The organism is Pseudomonas sp. HN8-3 (assembly GCF_020790195.1).
GTDB classification, from domain to species: domain Bacteria; phylum Pseudomonadota; class Gammaproteobacteria; order Pseudomonadales; family Pseudomonadaceae; genus Aquipseudomonas; species Aquipseudomonas synxantha_A.
In genome coordinates, this window is record NZ_CP086206.1 from 5033937 (window position 1) to 5055134 (window position 21198).

At 56.8% G+C, this 21198-nt stretch carries 15 protein-coding genes, 2 tRNA genes and 3 rRNA genes; 3 read left to right on the forward strand and 17 right to left on the reverse strand.

The annotated features are described in order from the left end of the window. Window positions 1–129 precede the first annotated feature (129 nt). The 14 genes from rrf to mrcB form a co-directional block, all read right to left on the reverse strand. Window positions 130–245: ribosomal RNA gene (rrf, locus tag LJX92_RS22370) — 5S ribosomal RNA — on the reverse strand. 170 nt (window positions 246–415) lie between these two features. After that, window positions 416–3307, reverse strand: a 23S ribosomal RNA gene (locus LJX92_RS22375). A gap of 247 nt (window positions 3308–3554) precedes the next feature. Further along, window positions 3555–3630, reverse strand: a tRNA-Ala gene (locus LJX92_RS22380). Window positions 3631–3660: 30 nt separating this feature from the next. Further along, window positions 3661–3737 (reverse strand) — tRNA-Ile (locus tag LJX92_RS22385). An 82-nt stretch (window positions 3738–3819) separates the two neighbouring features. Beyond that, window positions 3820–5356 (reverse strand): 16S ribosomal RNA (locus tag LJX92_RS22390). The 16S, 23S and 5S rRNA genes sit together here with 2 tRNA genes alongside, the layout of an rRNA operon. A gap of 488 nt (window positions 5357–5844) precedes the next feature. Continuing rightward, window positions 5845–6465, reverse strand: a complete 621-nt coding sequence (gene msrQ, locus LJX92_RS22395; protein WP_228308966.1) for a protein-methionine-sulfoxide reductase heme-binding subunit MsrQ — start codon at window positions 6463–6465, stop codon at window positions 5845–5847. Next, entirely contained in the window at window positions 6465–7478 is a 1014-nt protein-coding gene (gene msrP / locus LJX92_RS22400) for a protein-methionine-sulfoxide reductase catalytic subunit MsrP (protein WP_032879471.1), read from the reverse strand. Before msrP ends, msrQ begins: the two co-directional genes overlap by 1 nt. A 63-nt stretch (window positions 7479–7541) precedes the next feature. After that, complete coding sequence (pssA, locus tag LJX92_RS22405; protein ID WP_005791399.1) at window positions 7542–8399, reverse strand: CDP-diacylglycerol--serine O-phosphatidyltransferase; 858 nt, start codon at window positions 8397–8399, stop codon at window positions 7542–7544. 145 nt (window positions 8400–8544) lie between these two features. Beyond that, on the reverse strand, window positions 8545–9561 hold the full coding sequence (gene ilvC / locus LJX92_RS22410; protein ID WP_003194132.1) for a ketol-acid reductoisomerase: 1017 nt from the start codon (window positions 9559–9561) through the stop codon (window positions 8545–8547). A 47-nt stretch (window positions 9562–9608) separates the two neighbouring features. After that, window positions 9609–10100, reverse strand: a complete 492-nt coding sequence (ilvN, locus tag LJX92_RS22415) for an acetolactate synthase small subunit (protein ID WP_003176102.1) — start codon at window positions 10098–10100, stop codon at window positions 9609–9611. A 2-nt stretch (window positions 10101–10102) separates the two neighbouring features. Next, window positions 10103–11827, reverse strand: coding sequence for an acetolactate synthase 3 large subunit (locus LJX92_RS22420; RefSeq protein WP_005791407.1), 1725 nt, complete (start codon window positions 11825–11827; stop codon window positions 10103–10105). Between the two features lie 431 nt (window positions 11828–12258). Then, window positions 12259–12588, reverse strand: coding sequence for a YqcC family protein (locus tag LJX92_RS22425; protein ID WP_032879470.1), 330 nt, complete (start codon window positions 12586–12588; stop codon window positions 12259–12261). Then, a complete protein-coding gene (locus tag LJX92_RS22430) occupies window positions 12588–13322 on the reverse strand; it encodes a tetratricopeptide repeat protein (RefSeq protein ID WP_005791411.1) in 735 nt (244 codons plus the stop codon). Before LJX92_RS22430 ends, LJX92_RS22425 begins: the two co-directional genes overlap by 1 nt. A gap of 16 nt (window positions 13323–13338) precedes the next feature. Continuing rightward, window positions 13339–15663, reverse strand: a complete 2325-nt coding sequence (gene mrcB, locus LJX92_RS22435; protein ID WP_005791412.1) for a penicillin-binding protein 1B — start codon at window positions 15661–15663, stop codon at window positions 13339–13341. A gap of 118 nt (window positions 15664–15781) precedes the next feature. Between mrcB and LJX92_RS22440 the strand changes: the two genes are divergently transcribed. The 3 genes from LJX92_RS22440 to LJX92_RS22450 all read left to right on the forward strand — a co-directional run bounded on the left by LJX92_RS22440 (window position 15782) and on the right by LJX92_RS22450 (window position 18248). Then, entirely contained in the window at window positions 15782–17338 is a 1557-nt protein-coding gene (locus tag LJX92_RS22440) for an AAA family ATPase (RefSeq protein ID WP_032879467.1), read from the forward strand. A 90-nt stretch (window positions 17339–17428) separates the two neighbouring features. Beyond that, on the forward strand, window positions 17429–17773 hold the full coding sequence (locus LJX92_RS22445) for a pentapeptide repeat-containing protein (protein WP_032879466.1): 345 nt from the start codon (window positions 17429–17431) through the stop codon (window positions 17771–17773). Window positions 17774–17975: 202 nt separating this feature from the next. Further along, the gene (locus tag LJX92_RS22450) at window positions 17976–18248 is read left to right on the forward strand and encodes a TfoX/Sxy family protein (protein ID WP_005791418.1); all 273 of its coding nucleotides are present in this window, start codon (window positions 17976–17978) and stop codon (window positions 18246–18248) included. Window positions 18249–18491: 243 nt separating this feature from the next. Here the strand turns inward: LJX92_RS22450 and LJX92_RS22455 are convergent, their stop codons facing one another. The 3 genes from LJX92_RS22455 to LJX92_RS22465 are packed head-to-tail and all read right to left on the reverse strand — an operon-like array spanning window position 18492 to window position 21171. Beyond that, the gene (locus tag LJX92_RS22455) at window positions 18492–19259 is read right to left on the reverse strand and encodes a heme ABC transporter ATP-binding protein (RefSeq protein ID WP_103734793.1); all 768 of its coding nucleotides are present in this window, start codon (window positions 19257–19259) and stop codon (window positions 18492–18494) included. Next, complete coding sequence (locus tag LJX92_RS22460; protein ID WP_228309927.1) at window positions 19259–20242, reverse strand: FecCD family ABC transporter permease; 984 nt, start codon at window positions 20240–20242, stop codon at window positions 19259–19261. Before LJX92_RS22460 ends, LJX92_RS22455 begins: the two co-directional genes overlap by 1 nt. Before the next feature lie 50 nt (window positions 20243–20292). Beyond that, window positions 20293–21171 carry a heme/hemin ABC transporter substrate-binding protein gene (locus LJX92_RS22465; RefSeq protein WP_228308967.1) on the reverse strand — a complete coding sequence of 293 codons (879 nt, stop codon included), beginning with the start codon at window positions 21169–21171 and terminating at the stop codon, window positions 20293–20295. Window positions 21172–21198: the final 27 nt, after the last annotated feature.

Below are 21198 nucleotides of genomic sequence, written 5' to 3' on the forward strand. Positions count from 1 at the left end.
GTGGACTTTAGCACTGTGGTGCATGGGGCGGACACAGCCTGACAGCCGTGCGCGGATAGAGTGGACACTTTTCGACCGCCCAAAACAAAACCCCTGTCTGCGTTAGCAAACAGGGGTTCTGGAATTTAATCTTGACGATGACCTACTCTCACATGGGGAAACCCCACACTACCATCGGCGATGCATCGTTTCACTGCTGAGTTCGGGATGGGATCAGGTGGTTCCAATGCTCTATGGTCGTCAAGAAATTCGGGTACTGAGTCGGGACCAGTTGGTCTCGCTTCAGCAAATTGGGTATGTGACAGCTTTCGGTGTTTTGTGAACGTCGAACTTTCGGTTCATCTTCGTCTTCACACACCGCAATCTGGTCTCTTTCGCTTTTCAGCTCAGAGCATGCAAATTGCTTGGGTGTTATATGGTCAAGCCTCACGGGCAATTAGTATTGGTTAGCTCAACGCCTCACAGCGCTTACACACCCAACCTATCAACGTCGTAGTCTTCGACGGCCCTTCAGGGAACTCAAGGTTCCAGTGAGATCTCATCTTGAGGCTAGTTTCCCGCTTAGATGCTTTCAGCGGTTATCTATTCCGAACATAGCTACCCGGCAATGCCACTGGCGTGACAACCGGAACACCAGAGGTTCGTCCACTCCGGTCCTCTCGTACTAGGAGCAGCCCCTCTCAAATCTCAAACGTCCACGGCAGATAGGGACCGAACTGTCTCACGACGTTCTAAACCCAGCTCGCGTACCACTTTAAATGGCGAACAGCCATACCCTTGGGACCGGCTTCAGCCCCAGGATGTGATGAGCCGACATCGAGGTGCCAAACACCGCCGTCGATATGAACTCTTGGGCGGTATCAGCCTGTTATCCCCGGAGTACCTTTTATCCGTTGAGCGATGGCCCTTCCATACAGAACCACCGGATCACTAAGACCTACTTTCGTACCTGCTCGACGTGTCTGTCTCGCAGTCAAGCGCGCTTTTGCCTTTATACTCTACGACCGATTTCCGACCGGTCTGAGCGCACCTTCGTACTCCTCCGTTACTCTTTAGGAGGAGACCGCCCCAGTCAAACTACCCACCATACACTGTCCTCGATCCGGATAACGGACCTGAGTTAGAACCTCAAAGTTGCCAGGGTGGTATTTCAAGGTTGGCTCCACGCAGACTGGCGTCCACGCTTCAAAGCCTCCCACCTATCCTACACAAGCAAATTCAAAGTCCAGTGCAAAGCTATAGTAAAGGTTCACGGGGTCTTTCCGTCTAGCCGCGGATACACTGCATCTTCACAGCGATTTCAATTTCACTGAGTCTCGGGTGGAGACAGCGCCGCCATCGTTACGCCATTCGTGCAGGTCGGAACTTACCCGACAAGGAATTTCGCTACCTTAGGACCGTTATAGTTACGGCCGCCGTTTACCGGGGCTTCGATCAAGAGCTTCGCGTTAGCTAACCCCATCAATTAACCTTCCGGCACCGGGCAGGCGTCACACCCTATACGTCCACTTTCGTGTTTGCAGAGTGCTGTGTTTTTAATAAACAGTCGCAGCGGCCTGGTATCTTCGACCGGCATGAGCTTACGGAGCAAGTCCTTCACCCTCACCGGCGCACCTTCTCCCGAAGTTACGGTGCCATTTTGCCTAGTTCCTTCACCCGAGTTCTCTCAAGCGCCTTGGTATTCTCTACCCAACCACCTGTGTCGGTTTGGGGTACGGTTCCTGGTTACCTGAAGCTTAGAAGCTTTTCTTGGAAGCATGGCATCAACCACTTCGTTAACTAAAAGTTAACTCGTCATCAGCTCTCGGCCTTAGAATCCCGGATTTACCTAAGATTCCAGCCTACCACCTTAAACTTGGACAACCAACGCCAAGCTGGCCTAGCCTTCTCCGTCCCTCCATCGCAATAACCAGAAGTACAGGAATATTAACCTGTTTTCCATCGACTACGCTTTTCAGCCTCGCCTTAGGGACCGACTAACCCTGCGTCGATTAACGTTGCGCAGGAAACCTTGGTCTTTCGGCGTGGGTGTTTTTCACACCCATTGTCGTTACTCATGTCAGCATTCGCACTTCTGATACCTCCAGCAAGCTTCTCAACTCACCTTCACAGGCTTACAGAACGCTCCTCTACCGCATCACTTACGTGATACCCGTAGCTTCGGTGTATGGTTTGAGCCCCGTTACATCTTCCGCGCAGGCCGACTCGACTAGTGAGCTATTACGCTTTCTTTAAAGGGTGGCTGCTTCTAAGCCAACCTCCTAGCTGTCTAAGCCTTCCCACATCGTTTCCCACTTAACCATAACTTTGGGACCTTAGCTGACGGTCTGGGTTGTTTCCCTTTTCACGACGGACGTTAGCACCCGCCGTGTGTCTCCCATGCTCGGCACTTGTAGGTATTCGGAGTTTGCATCGGTTTGGTAAGTCGGGATGACCCCCTAGCCGAAACAGTGCTCTACCCCCTACAGTGATACATGAGGCGCTACCTAAATAGCTTTCGAGGAGAACCAGCTATCTCCGAGCTTGATTAGCCTTTCACTCCGATCCACAGGTCATCCGCTAACTTTTCAACGGTAGTCGGTTCGGTCCTCCAGTTAGTGTTACCCAACCTTCAACCTGCCCATGGATAGATCGCCCGGTTTCGGGTCTATTCCCAGCGACTAGACGCCCTATTAAGACTCGCTTTCGCTACGCCTCCCCTATTCGGTTAAGCTCGCCACTGAAAATAAGTCGCTGACCCATTATACAAAAGGTACGCAGTCACCCAACAAAGTGGGCTCCCACTGCTTGTACGCATACGGTTTCAGGATCTATTTCACTCCCCTCTCCGGGGTTCTTTTCGCCTTTCCCTCACGGTACTAGTTCACTATCGGTCAGTCAGTAGTATTTAGCCTTGGAGGATGGTCCCCCCATATTCAGACAAAGTTTCTCGTGCTCCGTCCTACTCGATTTCATGACTAAGAGATTTTCGCGTACAGGGCTATCACCCACTATGGCCGCACTTTCCAGAGCGTTCCGCTAATCTCAAAGCCACTTAAGGGCTAGTCCCCGTTCGCTCGCCACTACTAAGGGAATCTCGGTTGATTTCTTTTCCTCAGGGTACTTAGATGTTTCAGTTCCCCTGGTTCGCCTCTTGCACCTATGTATTCAGTACAAGATAACCATCTTATGATGGCTGGGTTCCCCCATTCAGACATCTCCGGATCAAAGTCTGTTTGCCGACTCCCCGAAGCTTTTCGCAGGCTACCACGTCTTTCATCGCCTCTGACTGCCAAGGCATCCACCGTATGCGCTTCTTCACTTGACCATATAACCCCAAGCAATCTGGTTATACTATGAAGACAACATTCGCCGAAAATTCGAATTTCTCGATTAAGAGAACTCACAAATTTTACCTTAGCCTGATCCGTTACCAGTGAAAGTAACGTTCAGTCTATCTTTCTATCACATACCCAAATTTTTAAAGAACGAACTAGTCAAAGACTAGAAATCAACATTCACCATCACAACGATGGAATGCTCATTTCTAAGCTTTATACAAACAGAAGCAGTAGTGGTGGAGCCAAACGGGATCGAACCGTTGACCTCCTGCGTGCAAGGCAGGCGCTCTCCCAGCTGAGCTATGGCCCCGTATTTCTACAGGCGTTTCCCACACAAAATTGGTGGGTCTGGGCAGATTCGAACTGCCGACCTCACCCTTATCAGGGGTGCGCTCTAACCAACTGAGCTACAGACCCAATTTCGGGCTGCTTCTTTTCGTCTTCTTCAATGAATCAAGCAATTCGTGTGGGAACTTATGGAGCAGCTGATGTCGTCGATTAAGGAGGTGATCCAGCCGCAGGTTCCCCTACGGCTACCTTGTTACGACTTCACCCCAGTCATGAATCACACCGTGGTAACCGTCCTCCCGAAGGTTAGACTAGCTACTTCTGGTGCAACCCACTCCCATGGTGTGACGGGCGGTGTGTACAAGGCCCGGGAACGTATTCACCGCGACATTCTGATTCGCGATTACTAGCGATTCCGACTTCACGCAGTCGAGTTGCAGACTGCGATCCGGACTACGATCGGTTTTATGGGATTAGCTCCACCTCGCGGCTTGGCAACCCTCTGTACCGACCATTGTAGCACGTGTGTAGCCCAGGCCGTAAGGGCCATGATGACTTGACGTCATCCCCACCTTCCTCCGGTTTGTCACCGGCAGTCTCCTTAGAGTGCCCACCATTACGTGCTGGTAACTAAGGACAAGGGTTGCGCTCGTTACGGGACTTAACCCAACATCTCACGACACGAGCTGACGACAGCCATGCAGCACCTGTCTCAATGCTCCCGAAGGCACCAATCCATCTCTGGAAAGTTCATTGGATGTCAAGGCCTGGTAAGGTTCTTCGCGTTGCTTCGAATTAAACCACATGCTCCACCGCTTGTGCGGGCCCCCGTCAATTCATTTGAGTTTTAACCTTGCGGCCGTACTCCCCAGGCGGTCAACTTAATGCGTTAGCTGCGCCACTAAAAGCTCAAGGCTTCCAACGGCTAGTTGACATCGTTTACGGCGTGGACTACCAGGGTATCTAATCCTGTTTGCTCCCCACGCTTTCGCACCTCAGTGTCAGTATTAGTCCAGGTGGTCGCCTTCGCCACTGGTGTTCCTTCCTATATCTACGCATTTCACCGCTACACAGGAAATTCCACCACCCTCTACCATACTCTAGTCAGTCAGTTTTGAATGCAGTTCCCAGGTTGAGCCCGGGGATTTCACATCCAACTTAACAAACCACCTACGCGCGCTTTACGCCCAGTAATTCCGATTAACGCTTGCACCCTCTGTATTACCGCGGCTGCTGGCACAGAGTTAGCCGGTGCTTATTCTGTCGGTAACGTCAAAATTGCAGAGTATTAATCTACAACCCTTCCTCCCAACTTAAAGTGCTTTACAATCCGAAGACCTTCTTCACACACGCGGCATGGCTGGATCAGGCTTTCGCCCATTGTCCAATATTCCCCACTGCTGCCTCCCGTAGGAGTCTGGACCGTGTCTCAGTTCCAGTGTGACTGATCATCCTCTCAGACCAGTTACGGATCGTCGCCTTGGTGAGCCATTACCCCACCAACTAGCTAATCCGACCTAGGCTCATCTGATAGCGCAAGGCCCGAAGGTCCCCTGCTTTCTCCCGTAGGACGTATGCGGTATTAGCGTCCGTTTCCGAACGTTATCCCCCACTACCAGGCAGATTCCTAGGCATTACTCACCCGTCCGCCGCTCTCAAGAGAAGCAAGCTTCTCTCTACCGCTCGACTTGCATGTGTTAGGCCTGCCGCCAGCGTTCAATCTGAGCCATGATCAAACTCTTCAGTTCAAACATCTTTGGGTTTTTAAGAAACCCTAAACTTGGCTCAGCAATCGTTGGTTACATCTTTGATTTCTCGCGGAGTAACTTGTGATGCTGATAATCTTGTTGACTATCAGTCTGACTCCACAAGCACCCACACGAATTGCTTGATTCAGTTGTTAAAGAGCGGTTGGTTAAGATCTTTCGTCTCAACCGAGGCGCGCATTCTACAGCAGCCTCATTTGCTGTCAAGTGATTATTTTCAGAAGCTTTCGAAGATTTCTTCAACAACTTCAACCACTTGCGCTTAAGATCTCTCCGAAGCGGGAGGCGAATTCTACAGCGTTACACGCTGCTGTCAACACCTCTTTTTCAACTTCCTTTTGGCTTCGATGAGCTGAAGCAACTCGCTGCCGAAAACCACGTAACTCATTGTTTACCAAGGAGTTTTACGTTTCGACTGCGCCGGAAGTGGGGCGAATTATAGGCTTCCAGAATCTGCCGTCAAGGGTTAATTACACTTTTGTGGCAGAAGGTGTCTTTTTAGCAATAAGGCGAGGGATTCGGCGCATCACCGGTGGCACCCGCAACAAAAGAAGCAGTGCACCAATGGAAGCGTAGACAGCCCATTCCTTCAGATCAGCCCGAACTATCCAGAGCATGTGCAGCAAACCCAGGCCCAGGATCACATAGGTCAAGCGATGCAACTTCTTCCAGCGGCTACCCAATCGACGCTGGCTATAGCGGTTGGATGTGACAGCCAGCACCAATAGAGCCGTAAACCCCAGCGCCCCCACAATTATGTAGGGCCGCTTGCGCAGTTCTACGCCGAGCTGCGACCAATCGAGCCCAAGGACGAACACGCAGTATGCCGCCAAATGCAGTACTACATAGGCGAAGCACCACAGCCCCAACTGCCGGCGTACCGCGATCCACCCTGCCCAACCGCTCAACTTCTGCAGCGGCGTCATCCCGAGCGTGATCAGCAGCAGGATCAACGTACCCAGCCCCAAGCGATCGACCAGCACTTTGCCCGGATCAGGCCCCAGGGCAAAACTCCATGCTTCATACAACCAGAGCAATGGCCAAACCGCCGCAGCTATAAAGACTCCAATGCGCCAGATTGGAAAGCGCATCAGTAGTTCTTCCGCAGATCGAGACCTGTATATAAAGACGCGACCTCATCCGCGTAGCCATTGAACATCTGCGTATCGCGCACGTTCGGGCTGAACAGGCCACTGGGTAGACGTCGCTCCCGCGCCTGGGTCCACCGCGGATGATCGACCGTAGGGTTCACATTTGCGTAGAACCCATACTCATCAGCCGCAATGCTCTGCCAGGTGGTTTTCGGCTGCTCGCTGACAAGGCTGATCCGCACGATGGATTTGACACTTTTGAAGCCGTACTTCCACGGCACCACCAAGCGCAACGGCGCACCATTCTGATTAGGCAGCTCGCGCCCATACATACCTACGGCGAGAATCGCCAGCGGGTTCATCGCTTCGTCCAGACGCAGCCCTTCTACATAAGGCCAGTCGATCAAGCCGAAACTGGAGCGCTGCCCAGGCATGCTCTTCGGGTCCTGGAGGGTTTCAAAACGGATGTACTTCGCTTTGGAGGTAGGTTCAACCTGCTTGAGCAAGGCCGAGATCGGGAAACCGATCCACGGAATCACCATCGACCAGGCTTCAACGCAGCGCAATCGATAGATCCGTTCTTCCAGCTCATAGGGTTTCATGAAGTCTTCCAAGGCATAACGCCCAGGCTTGGCCACCTCACCATCGATCACAACACTCCACGGCTCGGTCTTGAGCGCACCTGCATTCGCCGCCGGGTCGCCCTTGTCGGTACCGAACTCATAAAAGTTGTTGTAGTGGGTTGCATCCTTGAACGGCGTGATCGCCTCGTCCTTGACCGTCACCGCCTGCCATTTCGTACCAGGAAGCTTCTCGGCAAACCAGTTGGGCGCCCTGCCCGCTTCGACATCGGCATAACGCGCCGCATCGCCCGCACTGGCCCAACGCGGCAAGCTACTGGCGGCAATACCGGCCAGCGCACCACCGAGCAAACTGCGACGAGAGAAATAGAGGGATTCAGGCGTGACATCCGATTCATGGCAATCGGACGCTTTGGGTAGTTTGATTAACATGGCAACTCCGCAGCATTGGAGAACTGATGCACCAATAGACTGCGGAGTATGGGGGAAATTACATTAAGGCAATGTTTTGTCCCGGCGCAGATGCAGCAAATACTGAATCGGACCAGACGCGGCGTAAACCAGGAACGCCAGCAGCAGAATCCGCGGCGGATCACTGAACACCACTGCAAACACAAGCACCACCACAAGGATCGCCACGAAAGGCACGCGCCCTTTGAGGTCCAGCTCCTTGAAGCTGTTGTACTTGATATTGCTGACCATCAGCATCCCGGCCGCTGCAACCATCAACGCTACCAGGAACGACATCTTCGACCCCTGGATGCCGTAATCACTGAACGCCCAGACGATACCCGCCACGACGCCGGCGGCTGCCGGGCTGGCAAGCCCGATGAAGTAACGCTTGTCGGCAGTGCCCACCTGCGTATTGAAACGCGCCAGTCGCAACGCGGCACCGGCGACATAGATGAAGGCAACCATCCAGCCGACCTTGCCCATGTCACCCAATGCCCAAGCAAAAGCCAGCAGCGCAGGGGCGACACCAAAGGCAACCATGTCCGACAGCGAGTCGTACTCGGCGCCAAAAGCACTTTGGGTGTTGGTCATCCGCGCTACGCGCCCATCCAGGCCGTCGAGCACCATGGCCACGAAGATTGCGATAGCAGCAAAACCAAAGTACTTGCTGGCACTCGCCGCATCACCTGCCGCCAGCGCACTTTGGGCACTCATGGAGTTGATGATGGAATAAAAGCCGGCAAACAGGTTCGCCGTCGTAAACAGATTGGGCAGAAGATAGATGCCACGATGCCGGACCTTACGGCCTTCGGCGTCATGCCCTTCTTCGACATGTTCATCGATCGGCAGCATGCTTTCGGCGTCGGAAGCCTGGTTTGGCTCTTCGGGACGTTCGCTCATGGACTTTACCTTGCAACGGTGTGAAAAAAATTCGACAGATACTTGCGGCGAGTGTTCGCCCGCAAACGATGCAGCTTTATACCAGAACCGGCCCCTCAAACGAAAAAACGCGGCCTAAGCCGCGTTTTCCCTTGATGCGTACGACTTAGTTCTTGGCTTTGTCGACGATCTTGTTGGCACCGATCCACGGCATCATGGAGCGCAGTTGCTCGCCGATGACTTCGATACCGTGAGCGGCGTTGTTACGGCGCTTGGCGGTCATCGAAGGGTAGCCGGTAGCGCCTTCGCTGATGAACATTTTGGCGTATTCGCCGTCCTGAATACGTTTCAGGGCGTTGCGCATGGCCTGGCGGGACTCGGCGTTGATCACTTCCGGACCGGTCACGTACTCGCCGTACTCGGCGTTGTTGGAGATCGAGTAGTTCATGTTGGCGATACCGCCTTCGTACATGAGGTCAACGATCAGCTTCAGTTCGTGCAGGCATTCGAAGTAGGCCATTTCCGGCGCATAGCCAGCTTCAACCAGGGTTTCGAAACCGGCTTTGACCAGCTCAACGGTACCGCCGCACAGAACGGCTTGTTCGCCGAACAGGTCGGTTTCAGTCTCGTCCTTGAACGTGGTTTCGATGATGCCGGTACGACCGCCACCGACGCCAGCAGCGTAGGACAGTGCAACGTTCTTGGCGTTGCCCGACGCGTCCTGATAGATCGCGATCAGGTCAGGGATACCACCGCCTTTGACGAACTCGGAACGCACGGTGTGGCCCGGGGCTTTCGGCGCGATCATGATCACGTCCAGGTCAGCGCGCGGCACAACCTGATTGTAGTGAATCGCAAAACCGTGGGAGAAGGCCAGGGTGGCGCCTTTCTTGATGTTCGGCTCGATTTCGTTCTTGTACAGCGAGGACTGGAACTCGTCCGGGGTCAGGATCATGACCAGGTCGGCAGCCGCTACGGCGGAAGCAACGTCGGTCACTTTCAGGCCGTGGGCTTCAGCCTTGGCAACAGTAGCCGAACCTTTGCGCAGGCCAACGGTGACGTCCACGCCGGAATCTTTCAGGTTGCACGCTTGTGCGTGGCCCTGGGAACCGTAGCCGATGATGGCGACTTTCTTGCCCTGGATGATCGACAGGTCACAATCTTTATCGTAATAAACTTTCATGAGGTTCCTCTATATATCCAGGCCGTAAGGCCATTCGCTAATTTGGGTTAGATGCTGAGTACTTTGTCGCCACGGGCAATCCCGGTGACACCACTGCGTACGGTTTCCAGAATCGAGGCTGTCCCGATCGACTGGATGAAGCTGTCCAGCTTGTCGCTTGTACCGGTCAGTTGAACGGTATAAACGCTGGCGCTCACATCGACGATCTGCCCGCGATAAATATCGGTAGTGCGCTTGATCTCGGCACGCTGGGCACCCGTGGCCTTGACCTTGACGAGCATCAGTTCGCGCTCGATGTGGGCGCTTTCCGACAGGTCGACCAGCTTGACCACTTCGATCAGCTTGTTGAGGTTCTTGGTGATCTGCTCGATCACCTCATCGTGGCCAACAGTGGTCAACGTCAGGCGCGACAGGGTCGGGTCTTCGGTCGGCGCCACGGTCAGGCTTTCGATGTTGTAGTTGCGTTGCGAAAACAGGCCGACAACACGGGACAAGGCGCCGGGCTCGTTCTCCAGAAGCAGGGAGATAATATGCCGCATGATTAAGTACGCTCCGTCTTGTTCAGCCACATGTCGCGCATGGAGCCGTCTTTGATTTGCATCGGATAGACGTGCTCGCTGGTATCGACCTGAATATCGATGAACACCAGGCGGTCTTTCATGGCGAACGCTTCTTCCATCTTCGGCTTCAGATCTTTCAAATCAGTGATGCGAATGCCGACGTGGCCATAGGCTTCAACCAACTTGATGAAATCCGGCAACGATTCCATGTAGGAATGGGAGTGACGGCTACCGTAGCTCATGTCCTGCCATTGACGAACCATGCCGAGCACGCCGTTGTTCAAGCAGACGATCTTCACTGGAAGACCATATTGCAGGCACGTCGACAGCTCCTGGATGTTCATCTGGATGCTGCCTTCGCCGGTGACGCAGGCAACGTCGGCATCCGGGAAGCTCAGTTTCACACCCATGGCCGCAGGGAAACCAAAGCCCATCGTGCCCAGGCCACCGGAGTTGATCCAGCGGTTAGGCTTGTCGAACTTGTAGTACTGCGCCGCGAACATCTGGTGCTGGCCCACGTCGGAGGTTACAAAGGCGTCGCCCTTGGTCACTTCGCACAGGGTTTCGATCACGGTTTGTGGCTTGATGATGCTGCCGTCGCCCTTGTCATAAGGGAACAGGCCGCGATCACCACGCCATTCGTCAATCTGCTTCCACCAGCTGGCAACGGACTCCTTGTTCGGTGCCTCGCCGATGTCCTTGAGCGCTGCGACCATTTCGGTCAACACGCTCTCCACCGGCCCCACGATCGGCACATCGGCCTTGATGGTCTTGGAGATGGACGCCGGGTCGATGTCGATATGGATGATCTTGGCATTCGGGCAGAACTTGCTCGCACCATTGATCACACGGTCATCGAACCGCGCGCCCACGGCCAGGATCACGTCAGCGTGGTGCATGGTCAGGTTGGCGGTGTAGCTGCCGTGCATACCGAGCATACCGACGAACTGGCGGTCCGTACCCGGGAATGCGCCGAGGCCCATCAGGGTGTTGGTCACCGGCAGGTTGAGCAGCTTGGCCAGTTCGGTCAGCGGAGCGGAACCGCCGCCCAGAATCACGCCACCGCCGGAGTACAACACGGGGCGCTTGGCTGCCAGGAGCATTTCTGCCGCCTTGCGGATTTGCCCCGAGTGCCCGCGGACGGCCGGGCTGTAGGAACGCAGCTTGGCTTTCTTGGGGAAAATGTATTCGAATTTTTCGGCCGGGTTGGTCATGTCTTTCGGGATATCCACCACCACAGGGCCCGGACGACCGGACTGTGCGAGGTAGAACGCCTTCTTCATGACTTCCGGGATTTCCGACGCGTGCTTGATCATGAAGCTGTGTTTCACGATCGGGCGGGAAATACCGATCATGTCGGTTTCCTGGAAAGCGTCGGTGCCGACCATGGTGCTTGGCACCTGGCCAGAAATGATCACCATCGGGATGGAGTCCATATACGCAGTCGCAATACCGGTAATGGCATTGGTTGCGCCTGGGCCAGACGTTACCAGTACCACGCCGGCTTTACCGGTGGCACGGGCGTAACCGTCAGCCATATGGGTCGCGGCCTGTTCGTGGCGAACCAGGATGTGGGTAACAGCCGGTTCCTTGAACAGTGCGTCGTAGACATGCAGCAGAGCACCACCTGGGTACCCGTAGATATAGTCGACGCCTTCGTCACGCAAAAAGCGGACGAGCATCTCACCGCCAGATAAAAGCTCCACGTTGTTCACCTCTAAAACGCCAGAATACCGTCCGTTAAAAACCGACGGGTCTTAATAGGTTTACTTCTCAACAGAGCATGAGCGACGGTGGTCGCCGACTACGTCAGCACTGACTGAGCAAGTATTGGGATCGTCCCAAGTGTTGCGGGCTTTTCCCACCCAGCGCGAGGTAACGCGTTGCGGGTGTTACAGGTCGGCGCGGGTGTGCGCCTCATGATCTGCTGAGCGGGCCTGCTTCTGGCAGTCCCGATACAGCGGACTTTGGATTCTTCTGTTTCAGGCCCTTCAAGTCAAGCAATAATTGCGCTTTTTTCCAACTAAGCGCATGAGAACGTAGAAGAAAGGGCTTTGAGGAGGGATAAAACTCGCCTGAATGTCGTCAAGCGGTAGAAATGTGCGCAAGACTGCCGGAAAACCCGGCAGTCAGGCAATTAACGAGCGTCGACGATCAATTGATCGAACTTTTTCAGCGCGTTACGCAAGCCGAGGCTCTCCCGCGGTCGGTCGGCATAGACCATCTCGGCCATTTCCAGGATCCCCGATGCATTCGGCAAGGGCAGGTCCTGTTCAAGGATCTGCTTCATGCGTACCAGGAAGATCCATTGCAGCCACTGGTGGAAGTCCAGGGTATCGACTGAAAAGGGTTCGACACTGCTGAGCGCTTCAGCACCGGGGGACTCTTCATCCCACCAGCCCTGCACGCGCAGTTCTCGCTCGATCAGCAATAGCTGTTCGGCGATCGCTGGGAAACGTGCATCCATCAGAGGCTGACCTTGGCTTTCTGTCGCGCCTGGGCGGCACCCGCTGCATCGCCCTGGGCGGCACGCGCATCACCGATCAAGGCCCAAAGGCTGGCTTGCAGGTCTGGGCGGCCATTGGCCAGGCTCAGGCCACGGCGAGCGAATTGCTCCGCCTGGGGCGCATCGCCCTGGGCCATGCGCACCTGGGCCAGGCGATACAGCACTTGTGGCTCACGCGGCGCCACGCGCTGGGCACGTTCAAGGCTCGACGAGGCGCCATTCAAATCGCCACCCGCCTGCTGCTGCTGAGCGGTGGTGAGCAGCGCCAGCACCGGGCCATCGAGTTGTTCGTCAGCCGACAACCCGCCCGCATTGGACGATGACGGAATACCGCTCGGCGTCGAAGGCATGTTGTAGGTGCCCTGGTTGACCGGCGCGGTTTGAATCGGCGTGGCGTTAACCGGCCCGGAAGTGCTAGGGCCTGGGGTCCATGGCTCGGCGCTGATAGGCGCCGAGGTTGCAGCACCACTGCCAGGCACCATCACCACGACGCCGGAGTCCTGGGGAATTGCCTGGGTTGCAGCCTGGGCAGGCCGCTTGACTACCGTCTGACGGAAGCCGCCATTGGCCGAAATGCGGTCGTTATTGGAGACGGACGTGCTTGAGTCCACCACAGGGATGGAGCCGCGCTGCACGCTGGAGCAACCGCCGAGCAAAGCCAGAGCCGTAATTGCTGGAATCCACAACTTGTTCACTTGAAACCCTCTTTGCTTAATTCATCCAGCCCTTGACCCAATCCATCACCGAATCCGCGTCAGCAGGGGCACTGCCACCGCACGCAGGGCCGGGTGGTGGTTCGCTGCCGCGAATATACGGCATCTGCACCGCCCCCGGACAGTTGGCATCAGAGCCCTGGCCGGTGTGCGGATCAATCCAGGCCTGCACGATATTGTCCGGCTGGGGCATGTTGAGCGGCAACGGGTCAGCCTTGCGCATGAAACTGGTCCATACCTGCAGCGCGCCGGTCGCACCGGTGAACGGCGTCTTGCCGTTATCGTCACGCCCCAGCCACACCACGGCCAATACATCCTGGCCGAAACCCGCAAACCAGCTGTCACGCGAGTCGTTACTGGTACCGGTCTTGCCCGCCAGCGTCAGGTTCGACGGCAGCACGCTGTACACCGAGCGCCCTGTACCCTCACGCATCACACGCTGCATGGCGTTCTGGATCAGGTAGATAGAGCCCGCGTCAAAACGCTGCTGGATCTGGAACGGGTAGCGCTTGAGCGGTTCGCCTTCGGCGGTCAGCACACTGCGGATCCCGCGCATCGGTGTATTGAAGCCACCGTTGGCGAGGGTCTGGTACATGGTCGCCACTTCCATCGGGGTCATGGCCGCAGCGCCCAGAAGCATGGACGGGAATGCCGGGAACTCACGCTCCACCCCCAGTCGCGCGATGGTTTTCAGGACATTTGGCACACCGACCTCAAGCCCCAGGCGCGAGGTGGAAATATTGTAGGAATGCGCCAGCCCCTGATACAGGAACACCGTGCCGTGGGAACGGCGATCGAAGTTCTTCGGCGTCCATACCTGGCCATTCGCGCCTTTGACCGACAACGGGTCATCCGACAGCCAACTGGTCAGCGTGTACTTGCTGGGTTTTTCCAACGCACTCAAGTAGACCGCAGGCTTGACCAGCGAGCCAATCGGCCGCACGGCGTCCAGTGCGCGGTTGAAGCCGGCGAAACTGGCCTGGCGGCTGCCGATCATGGCCTGGACTTCACCGGTTTCCGGGTTGGTCACGACCATGGCGGCTTCGACTTCATCCGAGCCTTTACGGCCGGTCAGGCGTTTGAAGGTGTCGTTGACGGACGCTTCGGCCTTCATCTGCAGGATCGGGTCGAAGCTGGTGAAAATCCGCAAGCCCTCTTCGGTCAAGTCTTCGTCGCGGTAGTCTTCACGCAACTGGCGCTTGACCAGATCGATAAAGCCGGGGAACGAGCTATCGGCCAACTTGCCGCGAGTGGTCACACCCAACGGCATTTTCTTCGCGGCGGCCACTTGTTCAGCCGTCGCGACACCCTGCTGCTCCAATACATCGAGTACCAGGTTGCGACGTTCGAGCGCACGCTCCGGGTTGCGACGCGGATTGTAATAGGACGGCCCCTTGACCATGCCCACCAGCAGCGCGACCTGATGCAACTTCAACTCGGATAACGGTTGCCCAAAGAAGAACTGGCTGGCCAAACCGAAACCGTGCACCGCGCGCTGGCCATCCTGACCGACGAATACCTCGTTGAGGTACGCCTCAAGGATTTCCTGCTTGCTGTAATGCAGCTCCAGCAACATCGCCATCATGGCTTCGGTGAGTTTACGGGTGAGGCTGCGCTCGTTGGTCAGGTAGAAGTTCTTGACCAATTGTTGCGTGAGCGTACTGCCGCCCTGGGTCATCTTGCCACCGGAGGTGTTGACCCAGACAGCGCGGGCAATCGACTTCGGCGAGACGCCCCAATGGCTGTAGAAATCGCGGTCTTCGACCGCCACCAGGGTTTCCAGCAAATAAGGCGGTACCTGATCAAGCTTGATCAGGATGCGATCTTCTAGGTTTTTCGGATAAATACCGCCAATCATCAACGGTTCCAGGCGCACTACCGGCAGCTTGGAGCCATTGAGCGAGGACAGTTCAGCCACATAATCGCCGGAGAAACGCACGCGTACCGGCTGAGCTTTTTCCAGGCCTTCGTAGAACTGGAACCCACGGGTGTTCAGGTCGACGGTGTTGCCGCTGACGGCTGCGGCGCCGGGGCCATTGCTCACAGGTTCGCGGCGATAGCCCAGTGCGTCGAGCTCGGTAAGGAAGTCCTCCTTGCTCAGCTTCTGCCCGGAGAACAGTTCCAGCGGGCGTGCATACACCTTGGCCGGAATCGTCCAGCGCTTGCCAGAGAATTTTTCCTGCACCACGGCATCGAGGTACACCGCAAAGCCGGCGACCACCACAAGGCCAACCAGGCCCAGCTTGAGCGCCCAGCCCAACCAGGGGCGCAAGCTGCGGGAAGGAGGTTTTTTACGGGAACGGGGAGATCGGGTTCGAGTCATGGCGGCGGATTATACGCACTTTATTGATGATCAACATGAGCCGGACAGCGGTTTGCACGACTGGCATCAGCAGCCATAATGGCCACGATGATTTCTCCCAGACTTTGAAGGATCGCCCGTGAGCCAGTCCCTGATCGCTGCCCTGCAAAACCCGGCTTTATACCCTCATCCGGTTGAAGCATTTCAAGTCATCGAGACCCATATTTCCTGGGTGGTTCTGACAGGTCCCTATGCTTACAAATTGAAGAAACCGATGAACTTCGGATTTCTGGATTTCACCGATCTGGAAAAACGTGGCCACTTCTGCAATGAGGAGCTGCGTCTCAACCAGCGCTTGACCAAAGATTTGTATCTTGAAGTGTTGCCGATTACCGGCACTGCCGACGCGCCGCAGTTGGGCGGCGACGGCCCGGTCATCGAGTACGCACTGAAAATGCGCCAGTTCCCGCAAAGCCAGATGCTCAGCACCCTGCAAGCCAACAGCGAACTGACCAACGCCCACATCGACGAGATGGCCAGTCAGATTGCGCACTTTCACCTCACTGCCCCCAAGGTCCCGCAAGAGCACCCGGCCGGCACGCCGGATGAAGTCATGGCGCCGGTACGCCAGAACTTCGACCAGATTCGCCCATTCCTCAGCGACAAAGCTGACCTGACTCAACTTGAGGCCCTGCAAGCCTGGGCCGAAAGCAGCTTCGAGCGCCTCAAGCCGCTGCTTGAACAACGCAAGCTCGATGGTTTCACTCGCGAATGCCACGGTGACATCCACCTGGGCAACGCCACCCTGATTGACGGCCACGTCGTGATCTTCGACTGCATCGAGTTCAACGAGCCTTTCCGCTTTACCGATGTGTACGCCGATACCGCCTTCCTCGCCATGGACCTTGAAGACCGTGGGCTCAAGTCTCTGGCGCGCCGCTTCATCAGCCAGTACCTGGAACTGACCGGCGACTATCAAGGCCTGGAAGTGCTGAATTTCTATAAAGCCTACCGTGCGCTGGTACGTGCAAAGGTTGCGCTGTTCAGCATGCCGAGCGAGGCAAGCCCGGTGCAGCGCGCCACTACCCTGCGCCAGTACCGCAACTACGCCAACCTGGCGGAAAGCTACAGCACCATTCCGTCGCGCTTTCTGGCAATCACCCATGGTGTTTCAGCGGTAGGCAAGAGCCATGTAGCCATGCGCCTGGTCGAGGCCCTGGGCGCCGTACGCCTGCGTTCGGATGTGGAGCGCAAGCGTCTGTTTGGCGAGCAGCAGGTCGAAAACGCGCCACAGGCCGGCATCTACAATCAGGACGCCAGCATTGCCACCTATACACGCTTGAACGAAATTGCCGAGACCGTACTACGCGCAGGTTACCCGGTGGTGCTGGATGCGACCTTCTTGAAACGCGCTCAACGTGATGCGGCAGCCCAGATCGCCGAAGCCACCGGCGCGCCATTCCTGATCCTCGATTGCAACGCACCTCAAGCGGTTATCAGCAGTTGGCTGGCACAACGTCAGGCGGATCAAAACGATCCGTCCGACGCAACGCTGAGCGTTATCCAAGAGCAGCAAGCCAGTCGTGAGCCGTTGACGGCGCAAGAGCTGTTGCTGAGCAAGCGCGTGGAAACCAATGAAAGCGGAACGCTGGATGCGTTGGTCGCGCATATTCGCCAGCGCCTCCCGGGCTTGTAAGCAATATTTCCTGGTCGTGTCGCCCACATGGCGCACGACCCGGCAATATAGCCACTATAATGACATCACCACCTAACAGGAGTCGCTATCGTGAGTCAGCCCAAGCTTCTTGATACCCCGCTCTATGCGCTCCTGCACAAGGATGACATCCGCGGCTTCAACCAGCAGCGCCCTCAAGACGGCACCATCGATATGCGCGGTGGCGACTTCCGAGGGCTGGACCTGCGAGATCTGAACGCCGCAGGCGTTGACTTCACCGACGCCTATTTTCGCTCTGCCGACTTGCGCGGCCTGGATTTACGCGACTGCTCGATGGAAGGCGCGAGCCTGGCCCACGCGCAGATTTCCGGCACTTACTTCCCACCCGAGCTCACGGCTGACGAGATCCTGATGTCAGTCAACTTCGGCACTCGCCTACGCTACCGCACCAAGTAATCCACCTTCTGAACCCCGGCTTCGCCTCAAGCGTGCCGGGCGTTTCACGCCTGCCCGTCAGCTAAAGCATCGCCACATTCTTATAAGCTTTTCAGCCGTTCCTGCCCAAAGAACTGCGTTTTTCCTACTGAGCGCTACACTCATTTTCAGGCTGCCTGGTCACGATACCCACCGCACCATTCGGCCGTCGCAAGGAGGCTTGATGAACGATGAGCTGCAACACCTGAAAAACCTCGGCAAGACATCAGCGCAGTGGCTGCATGCGGTGGGTATCCACAGCGCGTCTGACTTGCGCCGCCTGGGCGCGGTCGATGCTTACCGAGCCGTACGGACTCGCGGCTTCCGAGCTTCGAAAGTTCTGCTGTACGCCATTGAAGGCGCATTGATGGATGTGCACTGGAACGACCTCCCCTCTGAACGCAAGGAGGCGCTGAACCGCCAGTTGGATGCCCTGTCAGCGCGGCAGAAAAACTAGATCGGCCCTCAAGCCCAATGTTTACAGGCATTACAAACGAGCGTTTGAGAAAAACTGGATGAGCAGATAAAACAATAGTTGACTCTCAAATGAGAATCGTTATGATTATCACAACTGATCGCGAGATCAGCCGATAACTGAAAGACCATTGGTTCGGACTCTCAGATTATCTCCTCATCAGGCTAATCACGGTTATTTGACCCGGCTCTTGCCGGGTCTTTTTTTGCCTGCAAATTACTGACTTCAGCGCGCAATGATCAGCGGATGCCCCCGCTCCGGATGCGGTTGTACCAGCACATCCAGACCAAATACAGCCTTGAGTGGCTCAGGTTGCAGGACTGTTGCGGGCCTATCCAGAGCATGGGGGCGTCCGCCTTCCAGCAGCAGGATCCGGTCGCAGTAACGCGCCGCTAGGTTCAAGTCATGCAGGATCACCAGCACCGCAGCCCCCTTGTCGGCAAAGCTGCGAATCGCCTGCAAGGTGGTGTGCTGGTGCAGGGGATCAAGCATCGACGTTGGCTCGTCCAACAACAACGTTTGCCCCGCCTCACCTGGCCATAACTGCGCCAACACCCGCGCCAAGTGCACCCTTTGTCGCTCGCCGCCCGACAAGGCCAGGTAACTGCGGCCACTCAGGTGGCCCACGTCGGCCGCGTGCAGCGCCGCGCGGACGATTTGATCGTCGCGCACTCGCCCGGTCTGATGAGGCAAGCGCCCCATGCCCACCACCTCTTCGACACGAAAGGCGAAGTCCAGGGTGGACGTCTGTGGCAACACCGCCAGACGCTGGGCACGTTGCGCCCCTCCCAGACTCTTCAATTCTTGCTGGTCCAACCAGATCTTGCCCTGATCAGGCGACAACTCCCCGCACAGCGCTCCGAGCAAGGTACTTTTGCCCGCACCATTGGGCCCCAGCACGCCCAGCACTTCGCCCGGCAGCAGGTCCAAGGTGACATCGGACAACACGGTTTTACCACCGCGCCGAATCTGCAACGCTTCTACCCGCAGCATCAGGCGCGCCCTCGTAACAATAAATAGAGGAAAAATGGCGCACCGATAAATGCAGTGACAATACCGATCGGCAGTTCCGCCGGCGCCAACGCCAAGCGCGCCACCAGATCGGCAAACAACAGCAGGCTCGCGCCCGCCAGCACTGACGCCGGTAACAGCACCCGATGATCCGGCCCCGCCAGCAGCCGCACCAGATGTGGCACCACCAAACCGACAAAACCAATCATGCCCGCAGCCGCCACGGCTGCACCAACGCCCAGGGCCGTGCAGAACACCAACTCGCGCTTGAGCCCCTCAACATCAATGCCCAGATGATTGGCCTCCGACTCACCCAGCAGCAATGCGTTCAGCGCTTTCGCCCGGCGCGGCAACCACAGCGCCACGCCCGCGCTTACCAACAGCAAGGGCCACAACCGCGAATAGCTCGCGCCATTGAGGCTGCCCAGGTTCCAGAACGTCAGGGTGCGCAAGGTGGCATCGTCGGCCAGATAGGTAAACAGCCCCACCGTTGAGCTGGCCAGTGCCGTCAGCGCGATACCGGCAAGCAGCATCGTCGCGACATTGGTCTGGCCATTGCGACGCCCCAACCGGTAGACCAGTGCGGTAACGCCCAGCCCCCCCAGAAATGCGCACAGCGACAACAAATAGGGACCGAACGCATCCGGCAGCCCACCGAAGAACGAACCGCCGACAATCGCCACCGCTGCCCCCAACGCCGCACCGCTGGACACACCCACCAACCCAGGATCGGCCAGCGGGTTGCGAAACAACCCCTGCATCGCCACGCCCGACAACGCAAGGACACCGCCGACGGCCAGCCCCAAGAGGGTCCGCGGCAGGCGAATCTGCCCCAGAATCAATTCAGCCTGCTCCAACCCCTCCGCCTCAATCGGCACGCCCAATAGCCTTAACGCGGCTCTGAGCGTATCAATCAACGGCAAGCTGACCGGTCCGAGGGCCAATGAAAGCCAGATCGCCAACACACACAGCAGCGACAGGCCAATAAACAGTGTCTTGGGCTTAAGCAGAGTGGTCATGGAGCCGATTTAGCCTGGGCCGGATAAAAACCAGCGGACAGTTTCACCAGGTTTTCCGGCAATCGCGGCCCCAGGCCACCCACCAGCAAGGTTGGATCCAGCTCAAACACTCGCCCACGCTTGGCTGCCGGTGTCGACGCGAGAATCGGGTTTTCCTTGAACAAGGCAGCACGCGCCGCATCACCGGTCAGCGCGCGATCGGCAAACACCAGCACATCAGGACTCAAACCCGCCAAAGACTCGACTGAAAAGGGCTTATAGCCCGAGTGCGTGGCCAGGTTACGTCCGCCCGCCTGCTGCAATATCCAATCGGCGGCCGTGTCCTTGCCCGCGATCAGCGGCTTGCCACCGGCATGGCCCAGCAACAACAGCACGCCCGGAGCCTTTTGCGCCGCCTGGGCCTTGGTCACCCAGCTTTTTTGCTGCTCCAGCGCCTGCCCGTATTTGGCAAACAGTGCGTCTGCCCGGGTCTCACTGCCCAGCAGTTTTCCCAAGTGTTCAAGGTTGCCCTTCAATGTCGGCAAATCCGGCTGGGCCGAAAACATCTCGACCTGCACGCCGGCATTGCGAATCTGCGCCAGTACCGGCGGCGGCCCCATTTCCTCAGTGCCCACAAGGATTTGCGGGCGCAGGCTGAGAATGCCTTCAGCCGACAGCTGCCGCTGGTAGCCAATACTCGGCAACGCCTTGAGCGACTGCGGATGCTGGCTGGTGGTGTCGACCCCGACCAATTTCGATTCGCCGCCTAAAGCCGTCACCCATTCCGATAGCGCCCCTCCAGCACTGACCCAGCGTTGTGGCAGTTCAGAGGCGTGTGCCCCGTGGCTGACCAGTAATGAGGCAACAAGCGCAATAGCGCTGGTACTCAGGCGCATAACAGGGTTTCCTTCCTAGAGCAGGGC

Bases quoted from the DNA above. Each gene is read 5' to 3' on its own strand.
- pssA (WP_005791399.1), bottom strand. From the start codon at position 8,399: ATGAGCGAACGTCCCGAAGAGCCAAACCAGGCTTCCGACGCCGAAAGC.
- LJX92_RS22455 (WP_103734793.1), bottom strand. From the start codon at position 19,259: ATGCTGCGGGTAGAAGCGTTGCAGATTCGGCGCGGTGGTAAAACCGTG.
- ilvN (WP_003176102.1), bottom strand. From the start codon at position 10,100: ATGCGGCATATTATCTCCCTGCTTCTGGAGAACGAGCCCGGCGCCTTG.
- LJX92_RS22450 (WP_005791418.1), top strand. From the start codon at position 17,976: ATGAACGATGAGCTGCAACACCTGAAAAACCTCGGCAAGACATCAGCG.
- LJX92_RS22425 (WP_032879470.1), bottom strand. From the start codon at position 12,588: ATGGATGCACGTTTCCCAGCGATCGCCGAACAGCTATTGCTGATCGAG.
- msrQ (WP_228308966.1), bottom strand. From the start codon at position 6,465: ATGCGCTTTCCAATCTGGCGCATTGGAGTCTTTATAGCTGCGGCGGTT.
- ilvC (WP_003194132.1), bottom strand. From the start codon at position 9,561: ATGAAAGTTTATTACGATAAAGATTGTGACCTGTCGATCATCCAGGGC.
- LJX92_RS22465 (WP_228308967.1), bottom strand. From the start codon at position 21,171: ATGCGCCTGAGTACCAGCGCTATTGCGCTTGTTGCCTCATTACTGGTC.
- mrcB (WP_005791412.1), bottom strand. From the start codon at position 15,663: ATGACTCGAACCCGATCTCCCCGTTCCCGTAAAAAACCTCCTTCCCGC.
- msrP (WP_032879471.1), bottom strand. From the start codon at position 7,478: ATGTTAATCAAACTACCCAAAGCGTCCGATTGCCATGAATCGGATGTC.